We start from the raw sequence: 17,904 nt of genomic DNA on the forward strand, positions 1-17,904 counted from the left end.
GATCGTGTGAAACTATGCCGACACTAACTACGACGGGGGTGTGAGTGTGTCAGAGTCGCCCCTGATTGGGGGAAGATCACGTGAAGAGCGTGACCAGATCGCCGGGTCGTATGCTGTTGGCGGCCACTTCGGTTTTCGCTGTCGCTCTGGGGTTCCCGGGCGCTGCCCAAGCCGATGTCGTTGCCCAACAAAATCAGGATGACGCCAGCATTCAGTCACAGGACGTGTGGACGGAGTACTGGGAAGGCGCCAACCTGATCGGCATCGGTAAATTCAATGCAGATCCGGTCGACGCGATTCCGGGGGATTCGATCCAGGCGTGCGACTATTACCCCGACGGCTGGCGGGTTGAGGTTCGGATGGACATCAATCCCACCGGAACCTGGGAGACTGATCGGGTTGCTACGACCCACGGCCATAAATCCCCCTACTGTAGCCCGTGGGAGGGTGGAAACTTGGCGGAGGAGACTCCGGTATTGGTGAAGGTCTGTAAGGTTCTGGATGACTCTGAGGAGCATTGCGAGGATCCTGTCCCTGGCTGGGCGTAGAAGGCCCACTGAAGGTATTTCCTTCATCTGGTAGTGCAATGCTGCGGTGATCTTCGCTCCTTGGGTTACCGCAGCATTGGCCTGCGTCGTTTACATTAAGAAGAGTTCGTCCCATTTCATTGCCGCATCGTTGTGGTGAAACGTAGGGTGTAGCACCGGGACGTGGAGGAGGCGCGACTGATCGCCGCCATCTGCTCGGCCTCCGCGTAGCCGCACCGTGCGAGCGTGGGGTAGTCGCTCGGCGGTTTCTCTCAGTGGGTGCAGCACCTCCGTGAGCGGGACTGACTCCAACGGCATCGACATGACCTCAACACCATGTGGTCATCTACTCCGCGATTTCCTGGAATGCGTCAGTAGTAGCGGAGACATCGGCTAGCTGGGGGGCTTCGGCGGGCTGATCTTGCGGAACCGCTCGTGCGCGGACTGACGGCTGATGCCGAGCGCGTTGCCGATCTCGGCCCAGGAGAGCCCGGTCGCCCGCGCCTGGGTCACGGCCTGTTCGATGAGGGGCCGTTGCCAGCGCTCCACCTGGGCGAGGAGGCCGAGCGCCTGTAGTGGCCAGGTGGTGGTCAGTTCGGCGACGCCGTCCCGCAGCGTGTCGGAGCGGTTGCGCAGCCAGCCGGGCGGCGTGGCAGCCAGGAGTGGCCGGATGTGCCCGCCCCACTCGGCGGTGGCCATCCAGCGTCCCTCGTCGGCGGCCGGATAGTCCCGGCTGCCGCCCCAGCCGCAGCTACATCCGGCCCGGTAGCCGACGGCGTCGGCCGGCGCTGCGGCATCGGTCTTCAGCGCCCCGTCCGGTAGTCGGAATCCGACGAGCTCAGCATGCCCCGGAACCATCTCCTCCGTCATCCGGCCAGCATATGTCTGTCAGGGTTGCCTGACGTTGCCAGTAAGGCTAACTTGACATAGTTGCTTCGGGTGGTCGGCACCCGGAGCCGGCACCCCGGAGGAATCCATGCCCGTGGCACATGGCACCGTCGCGCCGGGATACGAGCCGGTTCGAGCGGCTTTCCAGGCGAGCTTCGACGCCGGCTCCGAGATCGGCGCCGCCGTCAGCATCTACCGGCACGGCCGGGAGGTGGTCCGACTCTGGGGTGGGGTCGCCGATCCCGCCACCGAGCGCGCGTGGCGGGAGGACAGCCTCCAACTTGTCTACTCGGCTACCAAGAGCGCACCTGCCGCCTGCGCGCACCTGCTGGCCCAGCGCGGGCAGCTCGACCTGGCCGCCCCCGTGGCCGCGTACTGGCCGGAGTTCGCGGCGGCGGGCAAGGGCGGCATCCCGGTCCGCTGGCTCCTGTCCCACCAGGCAGGGCTGCCGGTGCTCGACCGCCCGGTCCCGCTGACGGCGGCGCTCACCGGGGAGCCGGTCGTCGCGGCGCTGGCCGCCCAGGCACCTGCCTGGCCGCCGGGAACGGCGCACGGCTACCACGGGCTCACCTACGGCTGGCTGGTTGGCGAGGTGGTACGCCGCGTCTCCGGCCGCAGCCTCGGCACCTACTTCGCCGACGAGATCGCCACCCCACTCGGCCTGGACTTCTGGATCGGCCTGCCCGCCACCGAGGCGCACCGGGTCGCCCGGATCACCGAGCAGCCGGTCGCCCCGCCCGCCGCCCCCGAGAAGCTGCCGGCGACGCTCCGGGAGGCGCTGGCCGCGTACACCGATCCGACCTCGCTGGCGGTCCGGTCGATGATGGTGACCGACCCGCCGCTGGACCTCGCCGACCCCCGTACCTGGGCGGCGGAGATCCCCGCGGCGAACGGCATCTGCACCGCCTCGTCCCTGGCCCGCTTCTACGCGGGCCTCATCGGCGAGGTTGACGGCGTCCGGATCCTCGACCCGGCCACCCTCGCCGCCGCCACCCGGGAACAGGCCAACGGCGTTGACCAGGTGCTGCGGGTGCCGACCCGGCCGGCGCTCGGCTTCGGCCTGCCCCTGCCGGAGCAGCCCTGGTGGTCACCGACCGCCTTCGGCTTCCCCGGGCACGGCGGCTCACTCGGCTACGCCGACCCGGCCAGCGGGATCGCCTTCGGATACGTGACGAACGGGCTGCGCGTCACCATGGCCCCGGACGCCAGGACGGCGGGCCTGATCGAGGCCCTCCGGTCCGTGCTCTCCCGCCAGTCGGTCTGACTCCGAGGGCGGCTTCCCCGCTTCCGGGTAGGAAACCCATCGCCCGGGTGATCGGTGCAGCCCATCGTGGCCACAGTGCAGGGCGCCAACCCGCGTAGCGGCTCGGCCGGAAGGCGCAGCGAGCATGCGCATCGCGACCGGCGGGTTCCGGCTCCGCACCGGTGGCCCGAAGGTTGTGGGCGCTGGCGGAGCTGTACGGCGAGGTCGCAGCGGTGCGGCGGTCGGTGACGTAACGTCATCAGTCCACCGGGTTTCCCGGAGGTATTGGCGGGAATTGTCGTGGGTGTTCACCCGGACGCACCACGACGGATACCTGGTCAGCACCGAGCGTGAGCGTCTCGACCTCGACCGGGTGCACCACTGGCTTGCCACCGACACGCACTGGGCCCGTGGATGGGACCGGGCGACGGTGGAGCGTGCCTTCGCGAACTCCATCGGCTTCGGTGTCTATCGCCCCGGAGACGGACGCCAGGTGGCGGTCGCCCGGGCGGTCACCGACCGGGCCACCTGCGCCTGGGTCTGCGACGTGTACGTCGACCGAGCCGAGCGCGGTCGTGGCTTGGGCACCTGGCTCGCCCGCGAGGTCCGGGGCCACCTCCAGAACCTCGGCATCCACAATATTCTGTTGGAAACGGATCACGCGCACGGCGTCTACGCCAAGGTGGGCTTCGTTCCGCTCCGGGGGCCGGACAGGTGGATGCAGCTCGATTAGCGAGATGAGTGTCAGGTCCTGAATCGTGCACCGCAGAGGCGGGTGACGCCGCTGCTGGCCACGTCTTCGCAGACCCTGGCCCGCGTGCTATGCGCCGTCTCCAGCGCGTGGGTAGCGAAGTGCAAAATCGATGGCGATGTCGTCGAAGGTGGCCCACCTTGTTCCCTCATGCTGGTTGATGTGTTCGATCATGCGCTCCAGCATCAGGAGAACCTGCGGACGTCCCGACACATCCGGATGGATGGTGAAGGGGAATACGCCGTAGTCCAGCTCCCGGTAGACCCAGTCGAACTGGTCACGCCATATCTCCTCGAGTTGTCGCGGGTTGACGAAGCCGTGGCTGCTCGCGCTGGTCTTGATGAACATCATCGGCGGCAGGTCATCGAGGTACCAGTTCGCCGGAATCTCGATGAGGTCGGTCTCCTCGCCGCGGACCAACGGCTTCATCCAGTCCGCGGCATCAGCGGAATAGTCAATTTTGGTCCAGGTGTCACCCACGCGAACCCGGTGTACGGTAAAGTCGTCGCGCATCAGCGAGTGGTCGTATCGGACACCCCGTTCGAGTAGCAGCTTGTGCGTGACCGGCGAGAATTCCCACCATGGCGCGACGTAGCCCCTGGGGGATTGTTTGGTTACCGACTCGATCAGGTCTATACACCGGTCCAGGACGGCGGCCTCCTGCGTTTGACTCATCGCGATCGGATTTTCGTGGCTGTAACCGTGGAGACCTACCTCATGACCGGCATCCACAATTTGCCGGAACTGGTCGGGGAACGTCTCGATGGAGTGTCCAGGAACGAACCAGGTGCTCGGAAGAGCGTATTTTTCGAACAGCTTGAGAAGGCGCGGCGTGCCGACTTCGCCAGCGAAAATGCCACGGGAAATATCGACGGGCGAATTTTCGCCACCGTACGAGCCCAACCAGCCGGCGACCGCGTCCATGTCGACACCAAACGCGCACAGAATTTCTTTCGACATCCCATCGGTCCCTTACTGTCTGCCTCGGTGATGGCAGCCGAGGATGAGCTCGATTCTTCACGAGTCTTCGACTGCTGGTAGGAGCTTTGACGGCACGTCTGCTGAGTAGGGTGGGCGGCGAACTGGCGGCCGGCGCGGGGATGATCGTGCTATCCGATCGAGAGTGTCAGATCTGTCGATCGCAGATCAGGCGTTGGCGATCGAGTGCGGCGTGGTGGGAGCGATGGTCGTTCGCTCCCACCACGGGTCGGCGCTGACCGGCACCGGCGACAGTGGGCGGATGTGGCTGGTTGACCCCTTGCGTGGGACCTTGCTTCGCCGCGCGGACCATCCTGGTCGCGGTCAACGTGGAGCTGCGGAGCGGCACGCAGCCCACCGTTACCGCCGCCGCTGACCCGTTCAGTGACGGGGTGTTCTGGAGCGGACGTACCACGCCCTGCTCAAGTCGATTGAGAACCAAAATCCGGCCTGAGTAGGGTTGCGGCGGTTTCCGGTCGCCAGGGGTGAGGGAGTTCGTACGGTGCAGCGGGTGACGATCCATCGGGACGGGGTGGCGCTGTCCTGCCTCGTGGGCGGCTCCGGCGACGATGTGATCGTACTGTTGCACGGGCTGGCCGGCAGCGCGGCGGAGTTGGTGCCGACGGCGGAGGCGCTGCTACCGGAGCACCGCGTGATCGTGGTGGATCAGCGCGGGCACGGCCACTCGACCCGATGGCCGCCGGACCTCTCCCGCCGGGCGTACGTCGAGGATGTGCTCGCCGTCGTCGCGGAGCTCGCCGGTGGTGCACCGGTGACGGTCGTGGGTCAGTCGATGGGTGGGCACACCGCGCTGCTCTTCGCCGCGACGTATCCCGAGTTGGTGCGTCGGCTGGTGCTGCTGGAGGGCGGGGTCGGTGGCCGCGAGGAACGGGGGGACTACCCGGCCGAGTTGGGTGCCTTCTTCGCCTCGTGGCCGGTGCCGTTCGCCGATGTTCGCCAGGCCGCCGAGTTTCTGGGCGACACCCCGGTGGCCCAGGCCTGGCTGCGAGACCTGGACCGGCGCCCGGACGGGCTCTGGCCGCGATTCGAACCGGCGGTGATGCGGGACACCATCGCGGCCGTGGCCGACCGGGCCTGCTGGGACGAGTGGCAGCAGGTGCAGGCCCCCACCCTGCTGGTGTTTGGCGAGCACGGGATCATCCCTGTCGCCGAGGTGCGGCGCATGGTGTCCCTACGTCCAGATGTCGAGCGGGTCGTCGTTGCCGGCGCTGGGCACGACGTCCACCTGGAAGACCGGGACGGCTGGCTGCGTGCCCTGGGGCAGTTTCTCAGCCGCTGACACGCCGCCACGACATCTGGTGTTGCATCCCGGATGGGGGAGGCATATATGGTGTCTCCCGCAGCTGGTTCGGCGCTCCCACCGGGAGTGGTCGAGGCAAGAGGGAACCCGGTGGAAGTCCGGGGCTGCCCCGCAGCGGTGAGTGGGAACGACCGCCGTCATCACGCACTGGGCTGATCGAAGCCTGGGAAGCGACGGCCAGTAGGCGACCGGGACCCCGGGCGTGCCCGCGAGTCCGAAGACCTGCCAGCGCGCCGCACGCGACGCGTGCGGCGGTTGGCGGCCGCGCGGGACGGCCGACACCCGCAGCCGCCCGGTGTGGTTACCCACCGGGCGACTGATTGTGGTGTCCCTCCGCGTGTTCGGCGACCTTGTCGGCAGGCGGAGGAGGGGGAGATGACGGCGACGCGGGAACGCGCCACGGACGGTCCGGCCGGGCATACGACGGCGACGCGGCAGGGCGCCACGGACGGTCCGGGCGGTGCGGCTCAGCAGCAGCGGCGGCAGGTGATGGAGGTCCGTAAGCGCAACGGCGACACCGAGCCGGTGGACGTAAACAAGATTGTCCGTGCGGTGGAGCGGTGGGTCGGCGACCTGAACGAGGTGGACCCGCTGCGGGTGGCGACCAAGACGATCAGTGGCCTGTACGACGGGGCGACAACGGCCGAGCTGGACCGGCTGTCGATCCAGACGGCGGCGGAGCTGATCGGCGAGGAGCCGCAGTATTCGAGGCTGGCGGCGCGGCTGCTGGCCGCGTACGTGGACAAGGAGGTCCGGGGGCAGCAGGTCGCGAGCTTCAGCCAGTCCATCCGGTACGCCCACGGCCTCGGGCTGATCAGCGACGACACCGCCGCCTTCGTGTCCCGCAACGCCCGCAAGCTGGACGATGCGGTGGACCCCGCCGGAGACCTGCGGTTCGAGTACTTCGGGCTGCGTACGGTCGCGGACCGCTACCTGCTGCGGCACCCGCAGTCGCGGCTGGTGGTGGAGACCCCGCAGTACTGGCTGCTGCGGGTGGCCTGCGGGCTGTCGCGGACGCCGGCCGAGGCGATCGGGTTCTACCGGCTGATGTCGTCGCTGGCGTACCTGCCCAGCTCGCCGACGCTGTTCAACTCCGGCACCCGGCACACCCAGATGTCGTCGTGTTTCCTGGTCGACTCGCCCCGCGACGAACTGGACTCCATCTACCAGCGGTACCACCAGGTCGCGAAGCTGTCGAAGTTCTCCGGCGGCATCGGCATCGCCTGGTCGCGGGTGCGGGGCCGGGGCGCGCTGATCCGGGGAACGAACGGCCGGTCGAACGGCATCGTGCCGTTCCTGAAGACCCTCGACGCCGGGGTCGCCGCGGTCAACCAGGGCGGCCGGCGTAAGGGCGCGGCCTGCGTCTACCTGGAGCCCTGGCACCCCGACATCGAGGAGTTCCTGGAGCTGCGGGACAACACCGGCGAGGACGCCCGGCGTACGCACAACCTCAACCTGGCCAACTGGCTCCCGGACGAGTTCATGCGCCGGGTCGAGGCGGACGGGGACTGGTCGCTGGTTGACCCGTCCGACGCCCCGGAGCTGCCCGACCTGTACGGCGCGGAGTTCGACGCCGCCTACCGGGTCGCGGAGAAGAGGGCGGTCCGTACGGTCAAGGCGCGGGACCTGTATGGGCGGATGATGCGCACCCTGGCGCAGACCGGCAACGGGTGGATGACCTTCAAGGACCGCGCGAACGCGCTGTCCAACCAGACCGGGGAGCCCGGTAACACGATTCACCTGTCGAATCTCTGCACCGAGATCCTTGAGGTCAACAACGACGCCGAGACCGCGGTGTGCAACCTGGGCTCGGTCAACCTGGGCGCCCACGTCAGCGCCGACGGGGTGGACTGGGCGAAGCTGCGGGAGACCGTCCGTACCGCGATGGTCTTCCTCGACCGCGTGATCGACATCAACTACTACCCGGCCGAGCAGGCGGCCGCCTCCAACCCGCGTTGGCGGCCGGTCGGGCTCGGGCTGATGGGGCTGCAGGACGCCTTCTTCACGCTGCGGCTGCCGTTCGACTCGGCCGAGGCGCGGGAGCTGTCCACCCGGGTGCAGGAGGAGATCTTCCTGACCGCGTTGGAGACCTCCGCCGGGCTCGCCGAGCGGTTTGGCCCACATCCCGCGTACGCCGAGACCCGCGCGGCCCGGGGCGAGCTGCACCCGGAGCTGTGGGGGGCCGAGCCGACGCAGCCGACGCGGTGGGCCGAGCTGAAGGCGCGGGTCGCGGAGCACGGCCTGCGGAACTCGCTGCTGGTGGCGATCGCCCCGACCGCGACGATCGCCTCGATCGCCGGCTGCTACGAGTGCATCGAGCCGCAGGTGTCCAACCTGTTCAAGCGCGAAACCATGTCCGGTGAGTTCCTCCAGGTCAACACCTACCTGGTTGGTGAGCTGAAGGCGCGCGGGTTGTGGACGGCCCCGATCCGGGACGAGATCAAGCGGGCGGAGGGGTCGGTGCAGGGCATCGCCGAGCTCCCCGCCGAGGTGCGGGAACTGTTCCGTACGGCGTGGGAGCTGCCGCAGCGGGCACTGATCGACCTGGCCGCGGCCCGCGCCCCGTACATCGACCAGTCCCAGTCGCTGAACCTGTTTCTGGCCGCGCCGACGATCGGCAAGCTCTCCTCGATGTACCTGTACGCCTGGAAGTCCGGGCTGAAGACCACCTACTACCTGCGGTCCCGTCCCGCGACGCGGATCCAGCAGGCCACCGTCGCCGTCACCCCGTCGAGTTCCGCCGGGGCTGATGCCGAGGCGCTGGCTTGCTCCCTGGAAAACCCCGAAAGCTGCGAGGCCTGCCAATGACCACCGATGCCGAGACCCGTACCGCGACCGTCGAGACCCGTACCGCGACCGCCGGGACCGTTGGCGAGCGGCAGCTGCTGCTCGACCCCGGTATGGACCTGACCCTGCGCCCGATGCGGTACCCGCACTTCTTCGACCGGTTCAAGGAGGCGATCAAGAACACCTGGACGGTTGAGGAGGTGGACCTGCACTCCGACCTCGCCGACCTGGCGAAGCTCTCCCCGGCCGAGCGGCACCTGGTGTCCCGGCTGGTCGCGTTCTTCGCCACCGGCGACACGATCGTCGCCAACAACCTGGTGCTCAACCTCTACCAGCACGTCAACTCTCCGGAGGGCCGGCTCTACCTGTCCCGGCAGCTCTTCGAGGAGGCGGTGCACGTCCAGTTCTACCTGAACCTGCTGGACACCTACGTGCCGGAGGAAAAGGAGCGGTTCGCGGCGTTCGCGGCGGTGGAGAACATCCCCTCGATCGCCCGCAAGGCCGAGTTCTGCTTCCGGTGGATCGACTCGATCTTCGAGCTGCGGGAGCTGCGGACCCGGGCGGACCGGCGGGCGTTTCTGCTCAATCTGATCTGCTTCGCCGCCTGCATCGAGGGCCTGTTCTTCTACGGCGCCTTCGCCTACGTCTACTTCCTCCGCTCCCGGGGTCTGCTCAACGGTCTCGCGTCCGGCACCAACTGGGTGTTCCGCGACGAGTCCATGCACATGGCCTTCGCCTTCGACGTGGTGGAGACCGCCCGCACCGAGGAGCCGGACCTCTTCGACGCCGACCTGGAGCAGCAGGTCAGGGAGATGATGGCGGAGGCGGTCGACTGCGAGGTCCAGTTCGCCGCGGACCTGCTTGAGCAGGGAGTGTCCGGGCTCTCCCTGACCGACATGCGGGAATACCTCCAGCACGTCGCGGACCGGCGGCTGGTCACGCTGGGAATCGCCCCGATGTACGGCAGCCAGAACCCGTTCGCCTTCATGGAGTTGCAGGACGTACAGGAGCTGTCGAACTTCTTCGAGCGGCGGGTGTCGGCGTACCAGATGGGCGTCAGCGGGAGCGTCACCTTCGACGACGACTTCTGATCCGAAGCTGGGCGCGGACGTGAGCGCCGGGGAGGACGGGCGGAGATGCGGCCGTGGCCGGGGTGCGCTGGCGGGAGCATCCCGGGTTCTTCTGGCACAACCTGATCGAGATTTCGAGTGCATGAAACGTCTAGAATTCGATGATTTCGTGCGGCGCGCGAAGATCGGACAAGTATCCAATGAGAAAAGTTGGGGGGTATTGCCGTCCTTCCGGACGAAACCGGCATTGACGTGAAAGATGAGATCAACGCCTTCGACCCGTTTGCTACCCTCAAGGGCTCTGGAGTAACGCAGGTATGTGCGGGCGCCGCCAATGGCGCTGATAACTGGTGAAGGTGATTTCGTGTGAGGGGCTGGATTACTTGGACTGGTGGATTCTTGGCCTGCCTGCTGTTTGGATTCATGGTAGTGATGTTTAGCCTCAATTCAGCGAATAGTTGGGGCGAGTTGCTGGGTATCGCGACATTCTTTACACCTATCTGTTACCTGGCCTCAATTTTTACCCTGTTTCCTTATGTTCGGGCCACCTCGTCCGGGCTGGTCGTAGCCAATCCCGATAAGATTTTCCGTATTCCTTGGCGTAATATCAGAGAGCTTTCCGCTGGTCACGGTCTGTTCGTTGAACTGACCGACGGGGAGAAAATATTTAGTTTTGCTTTCCAAGCCTCAATGATTGGGCGATTTCTGGGCTACCCCGGAGCCCGTCGGGCCGTGCGCAAGATAGAAAAGGTTCGTGCTAAGGGGGTAAGCAGTGGCGGGGGGCCTGATGTGGATTCAGTAGTGCCCTGGCGTCGTCATATAAGTTTTATCATGGCTTTCTGGGTAACGTTTGCATTGATAATCCCTTCTTTGGTTCGCCTTCCTTAGCCTCCATCCATCGACACAATCCCGGTCGGGCGTCGAGTCTTGGCCGGCAGCCTGTCCTACCTGGAGCCTCGCACCCATCGATTACCGGGCCCACCGCACCCCTCCTGAACTGCAAGATCAGCTTGGAAGGCTCAGTTGATCGGCGAGGTGGTGCGGCGGGTGGCGAAACGCGGCCGGTTTCGGGCTTGACCTTGACGCAGCGTCAACCCTGCACGCTGGGGTCATGTCGATAGATCTTCAGCGGACGCCGGGGCAAGGTCGGGAGCCGGCGATCCAGGTACGCGGCCTGCACAAGTCCTTCCAGGAGCTGCAGGTGCTACGCGGCGTCGACTTCGACGTCGCACCGGGCAGCGTCTTCGCCCTGCTCGGCTCGAACGGGGCGGGCAAGACCACGGTGGTACGCATCCTCTCCACGCTGCTGCGCTCGGATGCCGGCGCGGCCACCGTGAACGGCTTCTACGTTGCCGCGCAGGCGGGAAAGGTGCGTGCGTCGATCAGCCTGACCGGGCAGTTCGCCGCGGTCGACGAGGTCCTCAGCGGGCGGGAAAACCTGGTGCTGGTCGCCCGGTTGCGGCGGCAGCGGGAGCCGGGTCGGATCGCGGATGACCTGCTGGCCCGCTTCGCCCTCACCGACGCGGCGAACCGTAGGGTGGCGACGTACTCGGGTGGGATGCGTCGTCGCCTTGACCTCGCGATGAGTCTGGTGGGGAAGCCACCGGTGATCTTCCTCGACGAGCCGACGACCGGGCTGGACCCGCAGGCGCGGCTGGAGGTGTGGCAGGCCGTCCGGGAACTCGCCGGCCAGGGTACGACGGTGCTGCTCACCACCCAGTATCTGGACGAGGCCGAGCAGCTCGCGGACCGGATCGCGGTCCTGCACGAGGGGCGCATCATCGCCAACGGCACGCTCGCTGAGCTCCGGCGGCTGTTCCCGCCCGCGACCGTGGAGTACGTCGAGAAGCAGCCGTCCCTGGAGGACATCTTCCTGGCCATCGTCGGCGGCGGGGACACCGCCGTGCCGACCGCATCCACCGCACCGGTACGAGCAGCTAAGGACCCCCGATGACCGGCAACTTCCTCAGCGACACCACCGCCCTGACCCAGCGTTCCCTGCGCCACATCGGCCGCAGCCCGGACACCATCATCACGACCGCGATCACGCCGATCGCCCTCATGCTGCTCTTCGTCTACGTCTTCGGCGGTGCGGTCGAGGCCGGGTCGGATAACTATGTGAACTACCTGCTTCCCGGCATCCTGCTGATCACCGTGGCGTCGGGCATCTCCTACACCGCGTACCGGCTCTTCCTGGACATGAAGGGCGGCATCTTCGAACGGTTCCAGTCCATGCCGATCGCCCGCTCGGCCGTACTGTGGGCGCACGTGCTGACCTCGCTGGTCGCCAACCTGATCTCGCTGGTGGTGGTGGTGTTGGTCGCCCTCGCGATGGGATTCCGCTCCGGGGCGGGCGTGCTGGCCTGGTTGGCGGTAGCTGGGATCATGCTGCTCTTCACCCTGGCTCTGACCTGGCTCGCCGTCATCCCCGGGCTGACCGCGACGTCCGTGGAGGGGGCGAGCGCCTTCGCCTATCCGCTCATCTTCCTGCCGTTCATCAGCTCGGCGTTCGTGCCCACCGAGAGCATGCCCGGCCCGGTACGCGCCTTCGCCGAAAACCAGCCGGCCACCTCCATCGTCGACACGGTCCGCGGTCTGTTGGCGCAGCAGCAGGTCGGCGCCGACCTGTGGATCGCTCTCGCCTGGTGCGTCGGGCTGCTCACCGTCGCGTACGTCGTAGCCAGGTCCGTCTACCATCGCAAGGTCAGGTGACGTTGTGCCCGGCGTGGAGGTAGCCATGCTGACGATCGGGCGGCTGGCCTCCTACGCTGGGGTTTCCATCCGCGCGGTGCGGCACTACCACCAGATCGGGCTCCTGTCGGAGCCGGAACGCGACGCCTCCGGCTACCGGAGCTACGACGCCGCCGCGGTGCTGCGCCTGATCCGGATCCGGACCCTCGCCGAGGCCGGCGTCCCGCTGGCCCGGGTCCGGGAGCTGCTCGACGCCGACCCGGAGACGTTCGCCGCCGCGACGATCGAGGTCGACCGGGAGCTGCGGGCGCGGATCCGCACCCTCCAGGAGCACCGGCGGCGGGTCGCGCAGCTGGGCTCCGTCGAGTCGCTGGCGGTCCCCGAGGAGGTGGCCGACTACCTGGAGCGGCTCCGGGGCATCGGAGTACCGCGGATGCTCGTCGAGGCGGAGCGGGACGCGTGGATCCTGCTGGCGGCGCGCTTCCCGGAGACGATCTCGGCGATCATCGCCGACAAGGTGGCCCAGCTCGCCGACCCGCGGATCCGCCGGCTCTACCAGCTCCTCGGCCGGCTCACGGTGGAGCCGGAAGACGACGATCTGCTGCGCGCAATCGCCGACCTGCTGAGCGACTTGTACGAGGAGGCGGCGGCGAACGGGGTGCTGGACCAGCAGGACGAGGTCATTCCGGACCAGGCATTCGTCCGGTTGCTGGATGCGTTCTCCTTTGCTGCCCACCCCGTCGTCGCCCGGCTGGGGGAGCTGCTCGCCGAACGTGGCTGGACCGGATGGACCCGGGCGGAAAAGCGCAAGCCCTGAGCTGGGGGCCGAACTCTTGCACTCATGGTCACTCTGGATGATCCATCACGACGTGTGCTGTTACATCCAAGGTGGTGAAGCTTCGGTATTGTGCGGGTCGCACGAGGGGGGAGGTGCTGATGCATCCGGGATTCGCGGTTGATGTGGACGCCCTGGAGAGTGTGGGGGCGCAGGTAGAGGCGACGGCGGCGATGTTGCGGGAGTCGGTGCGGGTGGCTGGTGCCGGGTTGGCGCCGTCGTCGCCGCCGGGTTCGGCTGCGGTGGTCGCGGCGCGGGGTGCGGAGAAGGCGTGGCTGGTGGAGCTGCGTCGGTTGGTGGAGGAGTTGGAGGGCTTCGGTGCGGATTTGAGCGCTTCGGCGCGGGAGTATCGGGCCGCGGATGAGGTGAACGCTGACGGGCTGCGGCGGATGGGGGTGCTACCGCGGTGAGTGGTCTGACGTTGCGGGATGTGCTCGATTTTCGGCCGGATCCGTGGCATGAGTCGGCGCAGGTGTGGGGTCGGCTTGCGCAGGGGATCGACGATGCCGCTGAGCAGCTGATCCGGGGGAGCCGGGATCTTGTTCATGTGTGGCCGGACGGTCGGGCTTCGGCGGCTGCGGTAGGCAAGGGCGAGACGTTGCGGGCTGAGGTGAGTAACGCGTACAACCCGGCGAGGCGGGTCGCGGATGCGCTGGAGCAGCATGCATACGCGATGGTGGGGTTGCGGCGGCAGGCGGAGGAGATTGTCGCTGCGGCGCGGGTAGCTGGTTATCAGGTGGACATGGTGACTGGGGCGACGGCGCCGCCGCCGTCGGCGGACATGGCTGGTGGCTTGGATCGTTCCAGTCGGGCTACCGAGTCGGTGCTTCGGTATTTGCCGACGGTGGTGGAGTATGCGCGGGCGCAGGATGATGCGACTGCTAATGCCATCGCGGTTAATGTGCCGTCGCCGCGGGTGGGGTTCGGGTCGGGCCAGCTTGGTGGGGTTTCTCGTGGGGTGTTGGAGGCGCAGGCGGGGCGGAGTCCGGCGGAGGTTCATGCGTGGTGGGAGTCGTTGACTCCGTTGCAGCAGGAGCAGGCGTTGCGGGAGTTCCCGGACCTGGTCGGGTGGATGGACGGCATTCCGATCTCTGATCGGGATGTGGCCAACCGTACGGTGTTGGAGCGCGAACGCGGTCTGCTCCAGCGGCAGTTGAGCGAGATTGAGGCCAGAGAAGAATTTCTGTGGAAAGCTCTTCAACAGGGTCAGGTTTTAGATGTCTATCCGGAAGCCGAGGATCCGAGGGCTGCGCTGGAAGACGAGTTGAGGAGACTTGCGTCCGAGCGTGCTGAGTTACCCGGCAAACTGCGGGGCATCGACGCGATTACCACCCGGCTGCAAGACCCGGACCTGCCGGCGGCATACCTGGTCGGGTTCTCCAGTGATGGGGACGGCCGGGCGATCGTCTCGGTCGGCAACCCGGACACCGCAGACAACGTGCTCACCTACGTACCCGGCACCGGCGAGCAACTGTCCAGTGCCGGTGGCGGCATCGATCGCGTCGATGAGATGGCACAGGACGCTGCGGATTTCGCCCCAGACAAGAGAACCTCGGTCGTTTACTGGTATGGCTACGACGCGCCGGACTCGATTCCTGATGCTGGCCGGGATTCCTATGCCGAGGGTGGGGGGCCTGTCCTCGGCACGTTCCAGACCGGGCTGCGCGCCACCTACGATGGGGAGGGCCCATCGCGCAACACCGTGCTCGGCCACAGTTATGGCTCGACCGTTATTGGCCATGCAGCTAAGGACGGCAGCTTCAATGCCGACGCTCTGGTGTTCGTCGGTTCGCCCGGCGTTGACGTCAACCATGCCTCCGAACTGACCGGCGTGCGCCCCGATCAGGTCTGGGCCACCACGGCGGAACACGACATCATCCGTCGGATCCCCGATTGGGATGTCGTGCACGGCAACGACCCCAGCCACCGCGACTTCGGAGCGCGAGTCTTCGCCAGCGACCCCGGAGACCCCGACGACGAAGCGGCCACCCATTCTGCCTACTGGGATGCTCACAACATCGCGCGTGAGAACATCGCGCTGATCGCCACCGGTCAACTTTCGAAGGTGCAGTGACATGGCGTATCGGCGAGTAGGTGTCGTTCTGCCCATGGCCGTTATTCTCATGCTGGCGCTGGCTGGCTGTCTGGGAAAGGACAAGGCGTTGCAGCCCACTGAGACGAGCGCACAAGCCGCCCAACACGTTGACGCACTCTGGGATGAGGCGATCGCACAATTGCCCTCCGGGGTCGCCGCCGAGCGAGACGTCACCCTGGACTCTGTCCCGTGCGACGCCCCGACTGACGGAGGTCCTGCCGGTCGAATATTCGTAGAGCGGCGAGCCCAGCTTGTCGCACCCGCCTCTGGGGCCTGGTCGGTGACCGAGGCACTGCCGATTCTTTCCGAGTTCTGGCTGCAGAATGACTACAAGGTCATCACCGACGACAATCGAAACGGGGATTTGTATCGTTTCGGAGTTCAGGCCGCTGACGGCTACCGGCTCTTACTCAGAACCTTTGACCGAGGTGAGCGCTACGACGTCTACCTTACGGTCAGCTCTCCCTGTGTATGGGAGTTCGGGACGCCTGACCCGCAGTAGTGGCTGCGGCTTAGGCAGCGGGCACGCTCGCCAGCAGCCGCAGGAAGAAGGCCCGGTCTCCGTGGGGAGCCGGGCCTTCCGTGGTGCTGGTCAGTGTCGCTTGGCGAAGTCGACGAAGGTCTGCCACACCGTCGGGTGGAACTGGAGGGTGCCGCCATCCCGGTCCTTGGTGTCGCGCACGAGCACGACGCTGGGCAGGTTGTCGGCCACCTCGACGCACGACCCGCCGTTGGATCCGGACCGCGTTGATTTGTGCCATCGGGCACCAGTCATGTCCATGTCTGCGCCGCCTTTTGATCAGGTCGAGGGACTGCCTGCGGGGGAGGGCCTCACCCCGGACCGCCTCCCACGTGCGCTGGAGGGTAGCAAGGTCATCGGCTCCGTTCACCACCTGCGCGCGCACTTGGTGGTCCAGGTGGGTCACCATCGAGCCGTCGCCGAGAGTGGCCAGGATGAAGCCGCCCTGCAAACCAGGGTAGATCCCGGCCTCGTCGGGCACCACGAGGATCTGCACGTGCGGTAGCTCCCCCATCTTCACCAGGTGAGCGATCTGCTCGGCCATCACGCCCGGCTGGCCGACCACCGGCCGGCGGAGCACCATCACGTCGATGACCGCCACGAGTTGGACGGACTGGTCACCGGAGAGAATCGCTTGCCGCCCGAGTCGGGAAAACACCCGCTGCTCAAGGTCATCGGTGTAGAGCAGGTTGTGCGACAGAGTTGCCCGCGCGTATGCCTCCGTCTGCAGCAAGCCGGGTACCCAGGCCGGCTCGTACCAGCGGAGTAGTGTCGCCTCCTGCTCGCACTCGATCCACTCGCGTAGCCAGTCCGGGTCGGCCTTGGCGAGTTCTCGGAGCATCCGGCTGAATCGGCCGTCCTGGCCCTCGCGGAACGCGGGGTCGTGGGCCCGGTCGACCGCGACCGCGTAGTCCGGCGTGAGTGGACGCCCGCCGGTCTCGACGGCGCTCACGTGCGACGCCGAGTAGCCGATGCTGCGGCCGAAGTCCTCCTGGCTGAGGGCCAGGGTTTGGCGAAGTAAGCGAAGCTCCATCAGCACGTAGTCCATGACACTGCCCATCGCTGCCCACTTTCTGCTCGGTTTTCCGCGCGTCTCCTCACGACTGCCCAACGCTGCCCAATCAGGCCCAAGATCTGCTCGATCAGCGTGAGCAGGTATCGAAACCAGGCCGGTCCTATCGAGACTGTCACTCATGCGGACCTGTTCTTCGCCGAGCGTAGCTGGGATGGGTCCTGCCCAGGGCCCCGCCCGCATCCGACAGGTGTGGGTGGGGCCCTGTCCAAGGACACCAGGAGGTAGTAGTGAAGATCCGTTGGTTCAGCCGGCACCGGAGGAACAAGCCGCCAACCGGGGCGCACCGACCGAACGCCCCGTACCGCCCCGCAGCACCACCACCAAACCGGCCAGTGAACCGGCCACCAACCCGGCCAGCGAATCTGCCGGTCAACCTGCCGGCGTGGATGACCCAACCCACCCTCGCCGAACCCCAACCCGGACGCGTCGGCCGGCTCACCCCCGCCCAACAATGGCGCGCCAACGGAGGCCGCTGGTGAACCCCCACCACCTCCCCCAACCACGACTCGGCCCCCACCCCCAACACCCACACCACCACACCAGAAACCAACCACCCCACACACCCCTACGACCCACCTGGACCTGCCGCGCCTGCGGCCACCCCTGGCCCTGCGCCGAAGCCCGCCTCCTCCTCACCGCCCAATACGACACCCGACAGTCAAACCTATCGATCTACCTCGCCGGACTCTGCTACGAAGCCATGCACGACCTCTACCACCTCAACCCCCACGACGCACCACACCCCCGCGACCTATTCGAACGCTTCGTCGCCTGGGGGCCGTTCCGGCGGTCGGCCGGAACGGCCCCGGGGTGAGGCCCGCGGTGCCAGACCGCGAGCCCTGATCGTGGGTCAGCCGAGCACGACCTCATGTCGGTACGCCTGTATCCGGGCGCCGTCGATGAGGACGACCTCCACTCGGCTCCCATCGTCGGCGCGCCGCTGCACGGCGTGAATCGGCTTACCGGCATGCTCGGCGATCCGGTCCTGGTCGGCGCGATCGGGCCGGAAGACCCAGTTCAGGTTTACGGGATTGTTCGACACCTGCACCCCCGGGTTGGCACGTTTGTTCGATCGCCGAGTTTAGTCGCGCCGGCGCCCCGCGCCGGTGCGCGACACGTCGGC

General features: G+C 66.9%; 18 protein-coding genes, 2 pseudogenes and 1 riboswitch. Of the genes and pseudogenes, 15 read left to right on the forward strand and 5 right to left on the reverse strand.

All coding sequences use genetic code 11. The features are described 5' to 3' along the window. The first annotated feature begins 80 nt into the window (after nucleotides 1-80). Nucleotides 81-548, forward strand: a complete 468-nt coding sequence (locus SALPAC3_RS0115235) for a hypothetical protein (protein ID WP_232430507.1) — start codon at nucleotides 81-83, stop codon at nucleotides 546-548. Between the two features lie 372 nt (nucleotides 549-920). On the opposite strand, the gene SALPAC3_RS0115240 is transcribed toward SALPAC3_RS0115235, so the two are convergent. Continuing rightward, nucleotides 921-1,397, reverse strand: coding sequence for a hypothetical protein (locus tag SALPAC3_RS0115240; protein WP_018222082.1), 477 nt, complete (start codon nucleotides 1,395-1,397; stop codon nucleotides 921-923). A gap of 106 nt (nucleotides 1,398-1,503) precedes the next feature. On the opposite strand from SALPAC3_RS0115240, the gene SALPAC3_RS0115245 reads away from it, so the two are divergent. Beyond that, nucleotides 1,504-2,679, forward strand: a complete 1,176-nt coding sequence (locus tag SALPAC3_RS0115245; protein WP_026185603.1) for a serine hydrolase domain-containing protein — start codon at nucleotides 1,504-1,506, stop codon at nucleotides 2,677-2,679. Nucleotides 2,680-2,962: 283 nt separating this feature from the next. Continuing rightward, the gene (locus SALPAC3_RS0115250; RefSeq protein ID WP_018222084.1) at nucleotides 2,963-3,391 is read left to right on the forward strand and encodes a GNAT family N-acetyltransferase; all 429 of its coding nucleotides are present in this window, start codon (nucleotides 2,963-2,965) and stop codon (nucleotides 3,389-3,391) included. An 87-nt stretch (nucleotides 3,392-3,478) separates the two neighbouring features. Here SALPAC3_RS0115250 and SALPAC3_RS0115255 read toward each other — a convergent pair whose 3' ends face one another. Continuing rightward, nucleotides 3,479-4,369: a polysaccharide deacetylase family protein gene (locus SALPAC3_RS0115255; RefSeq protein WP_026185604.1), complete on the reverse strand. Its 891-nt coding sequence runs from the start codon at nucleotides 4,367-4,369 to the stop codon at nucleotides 3,479-3,481. Nucleotides 4,370-4,541: 172 nt separating this feature from the next. Between SALPAC3_RS0115255 and SALPAC3_RS27215 the strand changes: the two are divergent. The 11 genes and pseudogenes from SALPAC3_RS27215 to SALPAC3_RS0115300 form a co-directional block, all read left to right on the forward strand. Next, nucleotides 4,542-4,800, forward strand: a pseudogene (locus SALPAC3_RS27215) (inositol monophosphatase family protein); the annotation flags it as partial. Nucleotides 4,801-4,889: 89 nt separating this feature from the next. Beyond that, entirely contained in the window at nucleotides 4,890-5,687 is a 798-nt protein-coding gene (locus SALPAC3_RS0115260) for an alpha/beta fold hydrolase (protein ID WP_026185605.1), read from the forward strand. Nucleotides 5,688-5,735: 48 nt separating this feature from the next. Next, nucleotides 5,736-5,952, forward strand: a riboswitch (cobalamin riboswitch). Nucleotides 5,953-6,083: 131 nt separating this feature from the next. Beyond that, nucleotides 6,084-8,516, forward strand: a complete 2,433-nt coding sequence (locus SALPAC3_RS0115265) for a ribonucleoside-diphosphate reductase subunit alpha (RefSeq protein WP_018222087.1) — start codon at nucleotides 6,084-6,086, stop codon at nucleotides 8,514-8,516. Beyond that, nucleotides 8,513-9,586, forward strand: a complete 1,074-nt coding sequence (locus SALPAC3_RS0115270) for a ribonucleotide-diphosphate reductase subunit beta (RefSeq protein WP_018222088.1) — start codon at nucleotides 8,513-8,515, stop codon at nucleotides 9,584-9,586. The genes SALPAC3_RS0115265 and SALPAC3_RS0115270 overlap by 4 nt, the downstream gene beginning before the upstream one ends. A 345-nt stretch (nucleotides 9,587-9,931) precedes the next feature. After that, entirely contained in the window at nucleotides 9,932-10,453 is a 522-nt protein-coding gene (locus SALPAC3_RS28000) for a hypothetical protein (RefSeq protein WP_157632327.1), read from the forward strand. Between the two features lie 223 nt (nucleotides 10,454-10,676). Further along, entirely contained in the window at nucleotides 10,677-11,519 is an 843-nt protein-coding gene (locus SALPAC3_RS0115275; protein WP_018222089.1) for an ABC transporter ATP-binding protein, read from the forward strand. Next, on the forward strand, nucleotides 11,516-12,277 hold the full coding sequence (locus SALPAC3_RS0115280; protein ID WP_018222090.1) for an ABC transporter permease: 762 nt from the start codon (nucleotides 11,516-11,518) through the stop codon (nucleotides 12,275-12,277). The genes SALPAC3_RS0115275 and SALPAC3_RS0115280 overlap by 4 nt, the downstream gene beginning before the upstream one ends. 25 nt (nucleotides 12,278-12,302) lie before the next feature. After that, a complete protein-coding gene (locus tag SALPAC3_RS0115285; RefSeq protein ID WP_018222091.1) occupies nucleotides 12,303-13,073 on the forward strand; it encodes a MerR family transcriptional regulator in 771 nt (256 codons plus the stop codon). A gap of 113 nt (nucleotides 13,074-13,186) precedes the next feature. Further along, complete coding sequence (locus SALPAC3_RS0115290) at nucleotides 13,187-13,501, forward strand: type VII secretion target (protein WP_018222092.1); 315 nt, start codon at nucleotides 13,187-13,189, stop codon at nucleotides 13,499-13,501. Beyond that, nucleotides 13,498-15,165, forward strand: coding sequence for an alpha/beta hydrolase (locus SALPAC3_RS0115295; protein ID WP_018222093.1), 1,668 nt, complete (start codon nucleotides 13,498-13,500; stop codon nucleotides 15,163-15,165). The genes SALPAC3_RS0115290 and SALPAC3_RS0115295 overlap by 4 nt, the downstream gene beginning before the upstream one ends. A 1-nt stretch (nucleotide 15,166) precedes the next feature. Further along, nucleotides 15,167-15,688, forward strand: a complete 522-nt coding sequence (locus tag SALPAC3_RS0115300; protein WP_026185606.1) for a hypothetical protein — start codon at nucleotides 15,167-15,169, stop codon at nucleotides 15,686-15,688. Nucleotides 15,689-15,778: 90 nt separating this feature from the next. On the opposite strand, the gene SALPAC3_RS27220 is transcribed toward SALPAC3_RS0115300, so the two are convergent. Next, nucleotides 15,779-15,961, reverse strand: a complete 183-nt coding sequence (locus SALPAC3_RS27220) for a DUF397 domain-containing protein (protein WP_026184770.1) — start codon at nucleotides 15,959-15,961, stop codon at nucleotides 15,779-15,781. Next, a pseudogene (locus tag SALPAC3_RS25835) lies at nucleotides 15,958-16,766 on the reverse strand (helix-turn-helix domain-containing protein). The gene SALPAC3_RS27220 and the pseudogene SALPAC3_RS25835 overlap by 4 nt, the downstream one beginning before the upstream one ends. Nucleotides 16,767-17,256: 490 nt before the next feature. On the opposite strand from SALPAC3_RS25835, the gene SALPAC3_RS28805 reads away from it, so the two are divergent. After that, a complete protein-coding gene (locus SALPAC3_RS28805) occupies nucleotides 17,257-17,595 on the forward strand; it encodes a hypothetical protein (RefSeq protein WP_026185607.1) in 339 nt (112 codons plus the stop codon). A gap of 36 nt (nucleotides 17,596-17,631) precedes the next feature. On the opposite strand, the gene SALPAC3_RS0115320 is transcribed toward SALPAC3_RS28805, so the two are convergent. Further along, the gene (locus tag SALPAC3_RS0115320; protein WP_018222095.1) at nucleotides 17,632-17,829 is read right to left on the reverse strand and encodes a hypothetical protein; all 198 of its coding nucleotides are present in this window, start codon (nucleotides 17,827-17,829) and stop codon (nucleotides 17,632-17,634) included. Between the last annotated feature and the right edge of the window lie 75 nt (nucleotides 17,830-17,904).

It is taken from the genome of Salinispora pacifica DSM 45544 (assembly GCF_000378845.1).
In the GTDB taxonomy this organism is placed as follows: domain Bacteria; phylum Actinomycetota; class Actinomycetes; order Mycobacteriales; family Micromonosporaceae; genus Micromonospora; species Micromonospora pacifica.